Source organism: Anoxybacillus sp. UARK-01 (assembly GCF_002075365.1).
Taxonomy (GTDB): domain Bacteria; phylum Bacillota; class Bacilli; order Bacillales; family Anoxybacillaceae; genus Anoxybacteroides; species Anoxybacteroides rupiense.
In genome coordinates this window covers 253,588-268,028 of record NZ_NASY01000047.1, presented here as the reverse complement: position 1 = coordinate 268,028, position 14,441 = coordinate 253,588, and the positions used below count along the sequence as shown (strand labels likewise).

Below are 14,441 nucleotides of genomic sequence, written 5' to 3'. Positions count from 1 at the left end.
GAAAATGTTTGCGTTCAGCAACAGAAATCTCTACAATTAAATATTTGAAGAGACAATTTTAGCTAAAGCGAGGTACATATCGTGAGCAACGTGAATCCAAAGTCACTGATCGTTATCTTCGGCGCTACAGGGGATTTGGCAAAGCGCAAACTATTTCCTTCGATTTATAGTCTGTATCAAAAAGGAAAATTATCAGAAAAGTTTGCTGTTGTCGGTGTCGCTCGTCGTTCACTATCAGATGACGCCTTTCGCCATTATGTAAGCGAAGCCATTGAACACTCTACGAAACAGCAGTTTCTTGATGAAGCCTTTATTTCACATTTTTATTATCATTCCCTTGATGTAACGAACACCGCTTCCTATCAAGAACTCAAGCAGCTGCTTGAACGCTTGGACAGTACATACAACATCGAAGGTAACCGCATTTTTTATTTAGCCATGGCACCAGAGTTTTTCGGCACCATTACAGCCCATCTGAAATCAGAAGGATTGACAAATGTAAACGGATGGAAACGGCTCGTGATCGAAAAACCGTTTGGCCATGATTTAAAAAGCGCCCAGCATCTAAATAAGGAAATCCGCAAGGCGTTTTCAGAAAAAGAGATTTTCCGTATCGACCATTACTTGGGCAAAGAAATGGTCCAAAATATTGAAGTCATCCGTTTTGCTAATGCCATTTTCGAACCGCTTTGGAACAACCGATTTATCGCCAATATTCAAATTACGTCTAGCGAGACGCTAGGGGTGGAAGATCGCGGCCGCTATTACGATCATTCAGGAGCGCTGAAGGACATGGTTCAAAACCATATGCTGCAAATGGTCGCTTTGCTGGCCATGGAACCGCCAATCAAATTAACAACCGATGATATTCGCAGTGAAAAAGTAAAGGTGCTTCGTGCCCTTCGCCCTATCTCACATGACGAAGTCGGACAGTATTTCGTTCGCGGGCAATATGGACGAGGAATCATTCGGGAAAAAGAAGTGATCGGCTATCGTGAAGAAAACAATGTGGATCCAGATTCCAATACAGAGACATTTGTCGCTGGCAAATTAATGATCGATAATTTCCGTTGGGCGGGCGTGCCGTTTTATATTCGCACAGGTAAGCGAATGAAAGAAAAATCAACGAAAATCGTAGTCCAATTTAAAGATGTGCCCATGAACCTATACTATCGTACAAGTGAAAATGTTCATCCAAACTTGCTTGTCATTCATATCCAGCCAGATGAGGGCATTACGTTGCATTTAAATGCTAAAAAAAGCGGCGAAAGTATGAAGACGACGCCAATTAAGCTTGATTATTGCTACAACTGCATCGACGGCATTAATACTCCTGAAGCATATGAGAAGTTGCTTTATGATTGCATGCGCGGCGATGCCACTAATTTTACTCATTGGGATGAAGTAGCGGCATCTTGGAGCTTTATTGATCCGATTGCTGAAGTATGGACAAACACAAAAGCGGCTGATTTTCCAAACTATGAAGCAGGATCAATGGGACCAAAAGCGGCCGATGAGCTGCTGCAAAAAGACGGATTCCATTGGTGGTCCATTCATTATAATGGACAGTAATGTCGGATGAAAGGAGAAACGCCATGAAAATGTATGATGTAACAGCCCCGATTTTTGAGGGAATGCCCGTCTATAAAAACAAGCCTGAAAAACAGCCGAAGCTGATGACGGTAACGAACGATTATGTAACCGAATCACGGATTGACATGGATTTACACACAGGAACTCATATCGATGCGCCGCTCCATATGGTTAAAAATGGGGAAACATTTGAAACGATTCCGCTAGAAAAGCTAGTAGGAGCATGCAAATTGTTTGATCTTACACATGTAACAGATAAAATTTCAAAAGAAGATCTAATGGCGCTTGATATCCAAAAGAATGATTTCATCTTGTTCAAAACCAAAAATTCGTTAGAAGAGGCGTTCCATTTCGAGTTTATTTATGTAGCTGAAGATGCCGCGAAATACTTGGCAGAAAAACAGATTCGCGGCGTTGGCATTGATGCCCTTGGCATTGAACGCAGCCAACCGGGACATCCAACTCATAAAACATTATTCGGCCACGGCATTATCGTCATTGAAGGGCTGCGTTTAAAAGACGTGCCATCCGGAGAATATTGGATGGTCGCTGCCCCATTAAAACTTGTCGGTACCGATGCCGCGCCAGCACGTGTTCTTTTGTTTGAGCAATAAAACACCCCCCCTCATCATGCAGTGAGGGGGACAAAATCTATCCATAAAATAAAATCAATAATTTATATCATTTTACGTTTTTTAATTCTTGATGGTTCATATCAAACATTTTTAATACAGCCGTACATTTTTTATCGGTCTCCATTAATTCAAAATGCACTTTTCATCATTTAACTTTACTTTTTGCCTGCTTTCGTTCTGTAATGATTTCAACACGATATTACTTACTCACTAATTAACATTTTCCTCATAAAATTGTTCAGTTCTATATTTTCATAATTAGTCAGCTTGCTACGAAATCCTACTCTTGATACTTCTACTTTTCCAAATAGTTTTTGCTCCACAAGAGCAGAGCACGTCCACTTCCTCCATCAACTGCTGCTACATTTTCACTTTACTTAACTTATAACAGATAACTACTCTTCCCTTACAAATTATGTAAGGAGTTCAAAAACTATTCAACAATAATCTGAATAGTTATCGTGTTTTAATTAAGTTGATATTTTTCTTTTACTTGTTTTTTGAGTTTGTTAAATTCCTCAATATGATCACCGAAATATTCAATATCCTTTAAGTTCTTATATTCTTTAATACTTGAAATACGCTTTACAGGATCAGGTGAGTCTAAGTCATACTTTCCTTGGTACATCCCAACAATAACATATGTGTCATCATCAATCATTGGTTTTAGAAACAATAAATAATTATGTCTTTCTTGCATCAAATTATACCCTTCAATACTTACAAAAGTATCATTCATAAAGTATGCTGGCTCATAAACTGCAATTTCTTTCTTTTTCAATTCTCCTTTTAAAACTTTCTCTACTCGAATTTCAGATTTAGAAGCAGTTGCAGTTACTGTATTAGTTGGTTCATCAACCCATTCTTTCAAAGTTCGATTTCCTATAAACTTACCTTTTACTATAAGAGTAGCATTTCTATCTACTTCATTAATGTCATTCATCAAATCGTAGTCAGCATCTAAAACGGCAACTTTAGTTTGTGAACTCTGATTATTGTAAGTTACACTTGAAAAATGCCAATAACTTATCATCGCAGCTATTGTCACAAGTAACAGAACAAACCCAAAAATAAACTGTTTTTTCTTCATTAGTATACGTATATCCCCCTCCAGAAATTTCTTTTACTAACATTTATAGGCTATATTGGATTTATCTAATTCTTGAGGACCACTATAAGATAATTTACCTTGAACCATGATTGAGATTGTACCACTAGGTTGGTGACGCAAAGCCTAGCACATGTCCAAACTCATGTATTGTTGTTTTATTTCTATTCGCATTTGTATAGTTATAATAATCCATATAATAATCATTTAAGTAGATTTTCACGAATGACCAATTGGTAGTTGTTGCATCTGGATCTGTTACCAAAGAATCGCCTTGGTAAGGTTGTGCAAGACCGGCATAGTCCAATCCGTAGTTTCCAGCATAAACCCTAATATCAGCGTCTGTTGCACTACCAGCAGGCCAAAAGTCTACATCTGCATTTGATATTCCTCCCCATCCACTTTTAGCATTAGATACATAGGTACTATAACCATAGTTTGAAACAGAATCAGAAACGAATACATAACAATCACCAACAACATATTTTGGCAATCCACTTTTGAAAAACGCATCATTATTAGTATAGGCAGCAAAAGAGAGTATCGGAACCAGCATAGAAAAAGTAACAAACAGTACGATTACACTTACTATTTTTTTAATGAACTTAGCCATTTTATACCTCCTTATCAATAAAAATGAACCTCCCTCTAGAAATGTTGGTCTATCAAAGTCCCTTGGCATCTCAGGGGGGGCAAAAAAATTTTTTTCGACAACATTTCATACATACACTCCCATTTTTGTTTATATATAATAGACCACGGTGCGCTTCGCAGTCACTGCTAGGTATTTTTTACTGAAGTGAGTGGAATGGTATGCGATGCACTCTGGATCTCTGCGAATTGGATGAGGACGAACCCTCTCCCACCTACACTTCACTTAGAGGTGAAAGATTTCTCAGTGGATTATGCTAAAAATGTATTTACTCAAGTGAGCATCTAAATCTGTGACGAACCATCTTTACAATTCTCGTAAACCATTGATACAGTGCAGTTGGCTTTTATGAATCTTCTTCAAATAGGTGGGTATCACGGAAGACTTCCCCGTTCACTTTATGATGAAGCAGATACTCCAAGTGATGAGCTTGTCCTTGTCGAGTGCTTGCTTTCTCCTATGAATCTTGATTAGTGGTCAAACAATACTTGTGGAAAGTGGTAGACATAAAATTAAACGAAGTACAGTCAAAGTGGACTCGTTACGGATTTAGGAGCATTATAAAAATTTTTAAAAAACATGTCGATTATTTATTCAAAAAATTAATAACATTAAGATAAATATATATGCCATCAAAAATCCCCTAAGGCAAATTGCCCTAAGGGTTTTTCGTTTACTTCAACCATTCCGTATGGAAAATTCCTTCTTTATCAATGCGTTCATAGGTATGAGCACCGAAATAGTCGCGCTGTGCTTGAATCAAGTTAGCAGGCAGCGTCTCCAGCCGGTAGCTATCATAGTAAGCAAGAGCGCTCGCAAACGCCGGTACAGGAATCCCGCGCATGGCTGCCGTCGCAACAATCTCGCGCAGCGCTTGTTGATAGCTTTCGACGATTTCTTTAAAATACGGATCAAGCAATAAGTTAGGCAATTGTGGATCACGATCGTACGCATCTTTAATTTTCTGTAAAAATTGTGCGCGAATAATGCAGCCGCCGCGAAAAATCATCGCAATGTTGCCATATTGCAAATTCCAGTTGTACTCTTCTGATGCGGCTTTCATTTGCGCGAATCCTTGAGCATATGAACAAATTTTGCTCATATAAAGCGCACGCCGTACCGCTTCGATAAAATGCTTTCGATCTCCTTCATACGGAGCGACAGAAGGACCGGAAAGAAGCTGGCTCGCCTTCACACGCTCTTCTTTCATCGCTGAAATAAAGCGGGCAAATACCGACTCCGTGATGATTGGAAGCGGAACGCCCAAGTCAAGCGCATTTTGACTTGTCCATTTTCCTGTTCCTTTTTGACCCGCTTTATCCAAAATCACATCCACGAGCGGCTTGCCTGTTTCTTCATCTATTTTCGTAAAAATATCGGCCGTGATCTCAATTAAATAGCTGTCCAATTCACCTTTGTTCCATTCGGCAAACACTTCATGCAGTTCTTGAGCGCTCAAGCCAAGCACACTCTTTAATAAAAAGTAGGCTTCCGCAATCAACTGCATGTCACCGTATTCAATGCCATTATGCACCATTTTCACATAATGTCCCGCACCATCTGGACCGATATAGGTGGTGCATGGCTCTCCATTCACTTTAGCCGCAATCGCTTCAAAAATCGGACGTACAAGCTCATGCGCTTCCTGTTGCCCTCCTGGCATAATGGAAGGACCTTTTAATGCTCCTTCTTCTCCTCCAGAGACGCCTGTTCCGATAAAATGAATGCCAAGTTCAGACAGTTCTTGATTGCGGCGCTGTGTGTCTTTAAAATACGTATTGCCGCCGTCAATTAAAATATCTCCTTTTTCTAAGTGTGGCTTCAACTGCTCAATCGTGGCATCTGTCGCTGCTCCCGCCTTGACCATTAGCAAAATTTTACGCGGTTTTTCAAGAGATTGAACAAATTCTTCAACACTATATGTACCAACTACATTTTTTCCTTTGGCTTCCTTTAGAAACTCATCCGTTTTTTCCGGTGAACGGTTGTACACAGCCACTGAATATCCGCGGCTTTCAATATTCAAGGCCAGGTTTTTCCCCATTACCGCTAGACCAATGACACCAATTTGCTGCTTTGCCATCGTAAAACGTTCCTTTCTATTTTTAATTGTTCATGAAAGAACATACCACAGTCCATTTTCTCATTCAAGTTTTGTGAATGCATTTTTTACGCTTTTATATAAAGATAACGGAAAAAGGGAACAAACGATGGCTGTAACAATCCAAGATGGATGACTTGCCTTGTCACGAATCGAACGAACCCTGATCATTGAACCAAGTGATGAATCTATGCCTAATAGGAAAAGAGCCCAAAATTCGGGCTCTTTTTCTTTACCGTTTTTAGTATCCTCTATATGGATAGTGCGGATAAGAAGGATAATACGGATAATGATGATGGTGGTACGGATAATGTGGATAATACGGATAATGGTGTCCATGCGGATAGTGCGGGTAATATCCTCCTCCATATCCTGGATATGATCCATATGGCCATTGTTGTCTTTCATCCATAATCATAATAAAATTCCTCCTCATGTCATTTCCATTATTTTTTTGCCATTTCGCTATATAGGATATGTGCGGAGGAAAAAAATGTATAGGCAAAAACCCATACCCAAGTTTTCTTTCTCTTATCCCATTCTCCATCCACACCATATAGCGAACGGCTCGAATCGTGACAGGTTGCACTCTGCATTTTGAACAATCTCTCCCATCGTCTACTGCAAGTTTCCGTATATAAAAACTAGTCTAATATTCTCATAGCTTGTCTATAATAGTAACAAAACGGAAAAAAGGAGGCGCTCGCAATCATGATGCTTTATGACCTTCACAACAAGCTATATTATCAAGCAATCAATACTTCCAAACCGAAAATGGCCATGTCTCAACAAGGAAGATCATGGGGATATGTCATCAAGAGGCTAAACGGAGAACAAACAAAATTTTGGATTGATTTCACTCGCGGGCGTTTTATGTACTTTGAATACCAAGGAAAATGGTATCGTGTACAATATTTGCAATCCAACTATAAAAAGAACGCTCATGATGTGTGCCAAGGGTTAATGATCGATTTAATTATCGACGGCAAAGAATTAAAGCTCATCAAAGGAAATATTAAAAAAATGCCCCTTTTAGCAATGTAAATCGAAGGCATCATCCTTTAAATTTCTTTATGATGTTACATGCTTGACAGTCAAATCACTTCAAAGAGAGGGACTATCCGTTTCCCATCTACACTTCGTTAAGGGAAGGGAGGCTTCTCATTAGAACGAATGGTGCCTATGAAACTTTGCGGTCAGAAGAGTCTCGTGATTCACCTTTTCGTCACGTGGATACGTGACGAAAAGGTCCTTCGAAAAACAACATAAGCTCCGTAGAAAAAACGAAGTTTGATGATAGGTAAACATAAACGCCATACTTCTTAATGTCCAGATGTAAATTTCAGACCAATAAGTCCAACCAAAAGTAACAGCAAAAAAACAACTCTTAACATCGTAATTGGTTCATTAAAAAACAAAATGCCGGCTATCACCGTTCCTGCCGCTCCAATTCCAGTCCATACTGCATAGGCCGTGCCAATCGGCAATATTTTGATTCCAAGCGACAAAAAATAAAAGCTGACAAGCATTCCAACAATGGTAATGATAGATGGAACCATCCTCGTAAACCCAAATGTATATTTTAAAGCGATCGCCCACACAATTTCAAATAGGCCAGCAATAATTAAATATACCCACGCCATCATCTAAATCCTCCTTCTGTTTATATCAATACAACTTAAAAATCTGTAAAAACCTACGTGTCAGCCTTCGGGATACAAATGTCCATGTGCCAAGCTACATCTCTATTTTAGTAAGAAAAAATAAAAAGCCTCGAAAGAAATATCTCTCTACAAGACATTCCTCCCGGGCTTTTATCCCTCCGTGTACACAAGCGCGGCTTGTGCGTTTTCTCTCGGTCACAGTCTGGCTGCTAAGCGACCACGGAACCCTAGAAAACTTTTTTATATTTTATATTTCGTGAACTATGCTTCGCTTAGAGGTGAAGGCTTCAAACGCCTTGTGCATGTTCATTGAACAGCAAGCCACACACAAGGACCCTTTATGGCTTTCCTTCGTTCCGAAGGAGTTCGTTTGAACGATAGAGGATCCTTCCGTTGGCAATCCCTCTCCCACTTTCACTGGCGCTGGCACGCCTTCATGTTTAGAAGTGGGACACTGCTTTTGGAGCAAGGTTAAAAACATTCTACGTGATTCTAGCACACAGCGAGAAACTTGTCCAACCAAAAGCGTGTCACTTACATTGGCCAGCCATCTGAATGCGTGATCTTCACTATTATAGATGCAGCTAGAAGACTGAGCTTATTGAAATTAGAATTCCATTTTTTTGAAATAAGAAACAAGTTCGGTGACTTGCCTTTGTCACGCCAAAGCACCATTTTCACCTTTCCAATAGTGAAAAAATCGTTTATCATGGACGTCTATATGACAAAAAACAAGTTGAAATTTCTCGAAATGCATTGCCGCTGATAATTAAAGAAGCACATCAATCCAGCCGCGCTATTTTCATGATTGATTCTCTTTTATGCGCTCTTTAATCATCTGCATTCCTTCTAGACTCTCAAACAGGCGGTTGGCATCAATGAGAGTGATCAATCGCTCCGGCAAGTTGGCCACTCCAAGAAAATAAGGTGTTTGCCGGTAGGCGAGCATATTTAACTGCTTCATTGCTTCGCTAGGAATATCAAGGATTTCTTTCGCATCGTCGGCAATAAACGCCACGACCAAATCTTCCGCTTGGACGACAATCAATCTTGTTTTCTCCGTTTGGATGTATGAATGGCGATATAAAATTTTCACCATATCAAGCACCGGCACTAATTCACCGCGAATGCGCACAACCCCAAGCATATAATCAGGCATTTGCGGAATCACGGTTGGTGCCGCCATCTTTTCGATGGAAACGACTTGCTCGATCGGAATCGCATATTGCTCGTTCCCGAGCTGAAATACAACTACTTTATTCATCTTCCATTCTCTCCCCAACAAACACTATATATTCATCATACTCCAGCCTCTGCTGAATATCAAAGTCTTTGTTGTTTATTCTCATATGCTTTCACTGCTGTTTGCAAAATAAACATAAGCTGAAAATGGATAGCATAGAAATGCTCGCTCGCTTGTATTCTTCATCTGTGTGCTTTCCTCTAGCCGCAACTCTTATCTAAATTTAACTGCATTCGTTCAATAAACGAGGCAAAAAGCATTTGGTCACTTTACTATCCTAATATAACTACCGCATAAATGAGGCGGAAAAATTAGTGGTAAACCCAATCATAATCCCATGTAACATAAAAGGGTGCCTTAAACCCAACTGTCTTTTAAGACACCCCGTCTTTCTTATTTCGCTACTTCTTCGATAATCGCAATGACCATTTCCGCTGTTTTTACAAGCTCTTCAATTGGCATCTTCTCATTTGTGGTGTGAATATCTTCATATCCTACAGCCAAGTTCACGGTTGGAATGCCGAAGCCAGCAATTACATTGGCATCGCTGCCTCCTCCGCTGTGCAAAAGCTCGCACGAACGACCAATTTTAGCAGCAGCACGTTTCGCTATTTCTACCACATGATCCCCGTCGCCGAACTTGAAGCCCGGATACATGACTTCTACTTGGACATGTGCACGTCCTCCCATTTCCTCTGCTACCCGTTCAAACGTCTCTTTCATCTTCGTCACTTGCGCTTCCATTTTTTCTGGCACGAGCGAGCGCGCTTCTGCTAAAATATCAACGCGATCGCAGACGATATTCGTTTGTGTTCCGCCTTCAAAGCGGCCAATATTCGCTGTCGTTTCTTCATCAATGCGGCCAAGCGGCATTTGGGCAATTGCCTTCGATGCGATGGTGATCGCCGATACCCCGCGCTCAGGTGCCACCCCCGCATGCGCTGTTTTCCCATGAATCACCACTTTTAATTTTGCCTGTGTCGGCGCAGCAACCACGATATTTCCTACTTTTCCGTCGCTGTCCAATGCATAGCCGAATTTAGCCGTAATCAGAGATGGATCAAGGGCTTTCGCGCCAACAAGACCAGATTCCTCACCAACCGTAATAATAAATTGAATGGTTCCGTGTGCCATATTTTGCTCTTTAAGGACACGGATCGCTTCAAACATTGCCGCAAGCCCTGCTTTATCGTCGGCGCCTAAAATGGTCGTGCCGTCTGTTACAACATAGCCATCCTGAATCGAAGGCTTCACTCCTTTTCCCGGAACGACGGTATCCATGTGGGATGTAAAGTAAATAGGGTCAATTCCTTCTTTTGTGGCTTCAAGCGTGCAAATTAAATTTCCTGCCCCATGTCCTGTTTGGCCTGTCGTATCATCTTCGATCACATGAAGTCCAAGCGCTTCAAATTTTTGTTTTAATACTTTGGCGATTTCTCCTTCATATTTTGTCTCTGAATCAATTTGAACAAGCTCTAAAAACTCATCCACTAAACGTTGTTCATTAATCATCTAACACGCCCCCTGCACTAGTATGTAAAAATCATTATTATAGAAAAATTATACACCATTGTTTCATCAATGTCATATAATCGTCACATTCTTTCTATTATGCCCACTTCAAACGATAAACCGCTCTCCCAGCTATACGTCGTTTCAAAGTGAGCGGCTTCTCAATAGACATATTAAAACTTCATAGAAGCTTCACTTTTTTATCACAACTAGCTGTTATGATTCCACTGGCCAATAAATTTTTCATATCATGCTGAAAAGGAGATTCATATCATGAAAACCTTCTTGTCACCAAAAGATGTATACAAATCCATATGGCGCTGGCATTTTTATGCGGGAATGATCTTTGCGCCACTTCTCATCCTTTTGGCTATTACAGGGGCCATTTACTTGTTTAAACCACAAATAGAATCCGTTTTATATAAAAATTACTATTACATCCCAAAAGAAACTCAGGAGCTGACACCAAGCGAATTAATCGCAAATGTCAAACACCGATATCCGAGCGCCACCATTACACGCTACAAACCAAGTGATGCGGCAAACCGTTCCACAGAAGTGGGGATCGTTTGGAACAACAAAGCCTATACCGTTTTTATCAATCCGTATAACGGGAGCATTTTAGGGAAGCTAGCAGATGAATCCAGGCTGATGAATATCGTGGTCAAGCTTCACGGGGAGATCATGGCTGGTACCATCGGAGATCGTTTAGTTGAATTGGCTGCATGCTGGGCTATTATTCTATTAGTCACCGGCCTCTATTTATGGTGGCCTCGTAACCGTTCTTTATATGGAATAATCAAAATTCGCCTGCATACCGGAAAACGCGCAATGTGGAAAGATCTCCACTCCATCGTAGCGATTTGGCTTTCTGCCTTCATTTTATTGCTCATCATAACAGGATTGCCTTGGGCTGGGTTTATGGGAGACAAAATTAATCGAATCGCAACAGCTACACAATCTGGATATCCTTCTGGTTTATGGGATGGCAACATTCCAGAATCCTCCATATCGACGAAATCAGTAGCCAAAGTGCCTTGGGCAGCTGAAAATATGCCCGTTCCGCAATCCCAAGAAAATGGACCGGCGGCACTTCCTGTTGAAAAAATCATTGAAATTGCCAAAGAGAGAAATGTACATCCTGGATTTGAAGTGAATTTTCCGGAAGGAGAAAAAGGCGTATATACGATTTCTGTATTCCCCACGCTTCCGCAGGATCAAGCCACATTGCATATCGACCAATACAGCGGAAATGTGCTAGCCGATTTACGGTTCAAAGATTATGGATGGATGGCTAAATGGATTGAAATTGGCATTGCTCTTCATGAGGGACGCTACTTTGGGCTATTGAATCAAATATTAGGACTGATTGCCTGTCTTGGGCTCATCTTCATTGCTTATAGCGGTGTAGTCATGTGGTGGAAGCGCCGGCCGCAAGGAAAATTAGGAACGCCTCCGGCACCGCAAAATAAAAAAGCCATGCGCGTAGTAACAGCGCTCATCGTGATCCTCGGAATTGCGATGCCTTTGGTTGCTCTTTCCTTAGCAGCCGCTCTTATTTTTGATTGGTTGATCATTCGACGCATTCCAAAATTACACGCTTGGTTTTCATAAGAAAGGGCGAACAGGCTGCAGCCTGTTCGCCCAAACTATTGACAAACGCTTTCATCTCCTGTCATTAGCCGCGCTCGTTCGCTCATCAACGTTTTTATTTGATTTGTGTCTTCGCTCGTCTATGTTCCTTTTCCGTTCTAGTCCGATATGGAAAATAACAGGAGACAAAGCCTAAATGGACTTTGTCTCCTCTCTGAGCGACCGCTCAGTGTTACACAAATTATAATGGAATGTTTCCGTGTTTTTTCTGCGGACGCTCCTCCTGCTTATGACGGAGCATGTCGAGTGCTTGAATCAGCTTCACTCTTGTATCGCGTGGATCAATCACATCATCCACCATTCCGTATTTGGCGGCGACATATGGATTTGCGAATTTATTGCGATACTCCTCAATTTTTTGTGCTCGCGTTTCTTCTGGATTTGCGCTTTTCTCAATTTCGCCGGCGAAGATGATATTAGCGGCTCCTTGAGGCCCCATGACAGCAATTTCTGCGTTCGGCCAAGCGTATACAACATCCGCTCCAATCGCTTTGCTATTTAGTGCCACGTACGCGCCGCCGTACGCTTTGCGCAAAATGACAGTGATTTTTGGAACCGTCGCTTCAGAGTAGGCGTATAAAATTTTCGCTCCGTGACGAATGATGCCGCCATGCTCCTGTTTAACCCCCGGAAAGAAGCCGGTCACATCTTCAAATGTAATAATTGGGATATTGAATGAATCACAAAAACGAATAAAGCGGGAGGCTTTATCAGACGAATCGATATCAAGACCGCCGGCCATAAATTTCGGCTGGTTGCACACAAGCCCAACCACTTCTCCTTTAATGCGAGCAAAACCAACGACAATATTTTTAGCAAAGTCTTTATGCACTTCCATAAATGATCCTTCATCGACGACCTGAAGCACCACATTGCGCACATCGTACGGACGTACCGCATCCACTGGAATCGCGTCAGCTAAGTCTGGCCGATCATCATCATCGTCTGGGACAGAGCTAGCCGGCGGTTTTTCTTGACAATTTTGCGGAAGATAGCTTAACAGTCGACGCACTTCCTCTAGCACTTCTTCCTCCGATTTTCCAGAAAAATGCGCATTACCGCTGATTGTGTTATGTACACGGGCTCCTCCCAAATCCTCAGCGCTGATTTTTTCGCCCGTCACTGTTTCAATGACTTTTGGGCCAGTGATAAACATCTGACTCGTTTTTTCCACCATGAAAACAAAGTCTGTAATCGCCGGCGAATAAACGGCACCGCCCGCACAAGGTCCCATAATCACAGAAATTTGCGGAATCACTCCAGAGTAAATGGCATTTCGGTAAAAAATATGCCCATATCCATCAAGTGATAAAACGCCTTCTTGAATGCGAGCGCCTCCTGAATCATTTAGTCCGATGACGGGCGCTCCTGTTTTCGCCGCCAAATCCATAATATTCGTGATTTTTTTGGCATGCATTTCTCCCAGCGCACCGCCAAAAACTGTAAAATCTTGCGAAAAGACGAATACGGTTCTTCCATTAATTTTCCCATATCCAGTCACAACGCCATCCCCAGGTCCTTTTTTTCCTTCAAGCCCAAAATCGGTACAGCGATGCTCCATAAATGGATTTAACTCGACAAACGACCCTTCGTCTAAAAGTAAATCAATGCGCTCGCGGGCAGTAAGCTTTCCTTTTGCATGCTGCTTCTCAATTTTATCATCCCCGCCGCCCAATTCAATTTCTCGGCGTCGGTCATAGAGCTCATTAATTTTGTCATACATGTCTGTCATTCTTGATGACCTCCCGCATTTGTTTTTTCACAAAGCTCGTATAACACGCCGTGGGCCGATTTCGGATGCATAAATGCCACAAGCGCTCCCCCAGCCCCGGTTTTCGGTTTATCTTGAATCATGCGAATTCCCTTTGTTTTTAATTCGTCAATACGAGCTTGAATGTCATCGACACCGAGCGCAATGTGATGAATTCCTTCTCCCCGCTTTTCAATAAATGCGGCAACAGCGCTATCCGGGGCCGTCGGTTCTAATAGTTCAATCTTTGCTTCTCCCAGCTTTAAAAACGCTACTTTTACCTTTTCCGATTCGACTTCCTCGATTCCAACCAGCGGCAGTTGCAGCGTATCGACATAAAATGGCAGCGCTTTCTCAATCGACGAAACCGCAATGCCGATATGGTCGATTTTCTTTACGTTCATCCGTCTAATCCCCTTTGCTGTGAATATTCATAAACATTATTTATATTCGACCTTTCGACAAAAAATCCTGCTAACACGTTTTAGAGCGACCTATTTTTTTGCTTGTTCACGATTTAAAATGGCGGT

13 protein-coding genes and 1 riboswitch are annotated in these 14,441 nt (G+C 41.5%); of the genes, 4 read left to right on the top strand and 9 right to left on the bottom strand.

Annotated features, from left to right (window positions below):
- Window positions 1-81 precede the first annotated feature (81 nt).
- Window positions 82-1,572 carry a glucose-6-phosphate dehydrogenase gene (gene zwf / locus B6A27_RS13460; RefSeq protein WP_080862344.1) on the top strand — a complete coding sequence of 497 codons (1,491 nt, stop codon included), beginning with the start codon at window positions 82-84 and terminating at the stop codon, window positions 1,570-1,572.
- 23 nt (window positions 1,573-1,595) lie between these two features.
- Entirely contained in the window at window positions 1,596-2,207 is a 612-nt protein-coding gene (locus B6A27_RS13455; protein ID WP_044744431.1) for a cyclase family protein, read from the top strand.
- Between the two features lie 487 nt (window positions 2,208-2,694).
- On the opposite strand, the gene B6A27_RS13450 is transcribed toward B6A27_RS13455, so the two are convergent.
- The 4 genes from B6A27_RS13450 to B6A27_RS18695 all read right to left on the bottom strand — a co-directional run bounded on the left by B6A27_RS13450 (window position 2,695) and on the right by B6A27_RS18695 (window position 6,507).
- Complete coding sequence (locus B6A27_RS13450; RefSeq protein ID WP_066145679.1) at window positions 2,695-3,318, bottom strand: hypothetical protein; 624 nt, start codon at window positions 3,316-3,318, stop codon at window positions 2,695-2,697.
- A gap of 124 nt (window positions 3,319-3,442) precedes the next feature.
- The gene (locus tag B6A27_RS13445; protein WP_066145682.1) at window positions 3,443-3,949 is read right to left on the bottom strand and encodes a hypothetical protein; all 507 of its coding nucleotides are present in this window, start codon (window positions 3,947-3,949) and stop codon (window positions 3,443-3,445) included.
- Window positions 3,950-4,661: 712 nt separating this feature from the next.
- Window positions 4,662-6,071, bottom strand: a complete 1,410-nt coding sequence (gene gndA, locus B6A27_RS13440) for an NADP-dependent phosphogluconate dehydrogenase (RefSeq protein ID WP_080862343.1) — start codon at window positions 6,069-6,071, stop codon at window positions 4,662-4,664.
- A gap of 259 nt (window positions 6,072-6,330) precedes the next feature.
- Window positions 6,331-6,507 (bottom strand): hypothetical protein, encoded by a 177-nt coding sequence (locus B6A27_RS18695; RefSeq protein ID WP_156450475.1) that lies wholly within the window; start codon window positions 6,505-6,507, stop codon window positions 6,331-6,333.
- Between the two features lie 293 nt (window positions 6,508-6,800).
- Here B6A27_RS18695 and B6A27_RS13435 point away from each other — a divergent pair, with 293 nt between their 5' ends.
- Window positions 6,801-7,133, top strand: a complete 333-nt coding sequence (locus B6A27_RS13435; RefSeq protein ID WP_066145691.1) for a hypothetical protein — start codon at window positions 6,801-6,803, stop codon at window positions 7,131-7,133.
- 278 nt (window positions 7,134-7,411) lie between these two features.
- Here B6A27_RS13435 and B6A27_RS13430 read toward each other — a convergent pair whose 3' ends face one another.
- The 3 genes from B6A27_RS13430 to B6A27_RS13420 all read right to left on the bottom strand — a co-directional run bounded on the left by B6A27_RS13430 (window position 7,412) and on the right by B6A27_RS13420 (window position 10,508).
- Window positions 7,412-7,732 (bottom strand): DMT family transporter, encoded by a 321-nt coding sequence (locus B6A27_RS13430; protein ID WP_080862484.1) that lies wholly within the window; start codon window positions 7,730-7,732, stop codon window positions 7,412-7,414.
- A 158-nt stretch (window positions 7,733-7,890) separates the two neighbouring features.
- Window positions 7,891-7,995: riboswitch (guanidine-I (ykkC/yxkD leader) on the bottom strand.
- Between the two features lie 560 nt (window positions 7,996-8,555).
- Window positions 8,556-9,017 (bottom strand): chemotaxis protein CheW, encoded by a 462-nt coding sequence (locus B6A27_RS13425; protein ID WP_080862342.1) that lies wholly within the window; start codon window positions 9,015-9,017, stop codon window positions 8,556-8,558.
- A gap of 372 nt (window positions 9,018-9,389) precedes the next feature.
- A complete protein-coding gene (locus tag B6A27_RS13420) occupies window positions 9,390-10,508 on the bottom strand; it encodes a tripeptidase T (RefSeq protein WP_080862341.1) in 1,119 nt (372 codons plus the stop codon).
- Between the two features lie 273 nt (window positions 10,509-10,781).
- Here B6A27_RS13420 and B6A27_RS13415 point away from each other — a divergent pair, with 273 nt between their 5' ends.
- Window positions 10,782-12,122 carry a PepSY-associated TM helix domain-containing protein gene (locus B6A27_RS13415; protein ID WP_080862340.1) on the top strand — a complete coding sequence of 447 codons (1,341 nt, stop codon included), beginning with the start codon at window positions 10,782-10,784 and terminating at the stop codon, window positions 12,120-12,122.
- Window positions 12,123-12,342: 220 nt separating this feature from the next.
- Here the strand turns inward: B6A27_RS13415 and B6A27_RS13410 are convergent, their stop codons facing one another.
- Window positions 12,343-13,893, bottom strand: coding sequence for an acyl-CoA carboxylase subunit beta (locus B6A27_RS13410; RefSeq protein ID WP_080862339.1), 1,551 nt, complete (start codon window positions 13,891-13,893; stop codon window positions 12,343-12,345).
- Window positions 13,890-14,315, bottom strand: coding sequence for a methylmalonyl-CoA epimerase (gene mce, locus B6A27_RS13405; RefSeq protein WP_044744441.1), 426 nt, complete (start codon window positions 14,313-14,315; stop codon window positions 13,890-13,892). Before mce ends, B6A27_RS13410 begins: the two co-directional genes overlap by 4 nt.
- Between the last annotated feature and the right edge of the window lie 126 nt (window positions 14,316-14,441).

Coding starts and splice junctions, on each gene's coding strand:
- B6A27_RS13455 (WP_044744431.1), top strand. CDS start 1,596: ATGAAAATGTATGATGTAACAGCCCCGATTTTTGAGGGAATGCCCGTC.
- B6A27_RS13450 (WP_066145679.1), bottom strand. CDS start 3,318: ATGAAGAAAAAACAGTTTATTTTTGGGTTTGTTCTGTTACTTGTGACA.
- B6A27_RS13445 (WP_066145682.1), bottom strand. CDS start 3,949: ATGGCTAAGTTCATTAAAAAAATAGTAAGTGTAATCGTACTGTTTGTT.
- gndA (WP_080862343.1), bottom strand. CDS start 6,071: ATGGCAAAGCAGCAAATTGGTGTCATTGGTCTAGCGGTAATGGGGAAA.
- B6A27_RS18695 (WP_156450475.1), bottom strand. CDS start 6,507: ATGATTATGGATGAAAGACAACAATGGCCATATGGATCATATCCAGGA.
- B6A27_RS13435 (WP_066145691.1), top strand. CDS start 6,801: ATGATGCTTTATGACCTTCACAACAAGCTATATTATCAAGCAATCAAT.
- B6A27_RS13430 (WP_080862484.1), bottom strand. CDS start 7,732: ATGGCGTGGGTATATTTAATTATTGCTGGCCTATTTGAAATTGTGTGG.
- B6A27_RS13425 (WP_080862342.1), bottom strand. CDS start 9,017: ATGAATAAAGTAGTTGTATTTCAGCTCGGGAACGAGCAATATGCGATT.
- B6A27_RS13420 (WP_080862341.1), bottom strand. CDS start 10,508: ATGATTAATGAACAACGTTTAGTGGATGAGTTTTTAGAGCTTGTTCAA.
- B6A27_RS13415 (WP_080862340.1), top strand. CDS start 10,782: ATGAAAACCTTCTTGTCACCAAAAGATGTATACAAATCCATATGGCGC.
- B6A27_RS13410 (WP_080862339.1), bottom strand. CDS start 13,893: ATGACAGACATGTATGACAAAATTAATGAGCTCTATGACCGACGCCGA.
- mce (WP_044744441.1), bottom strand. CDS start 14,315: ATGAACGTAAAGAAAATCGACCATATCGGCATTGCGGTTTCGTCGATT.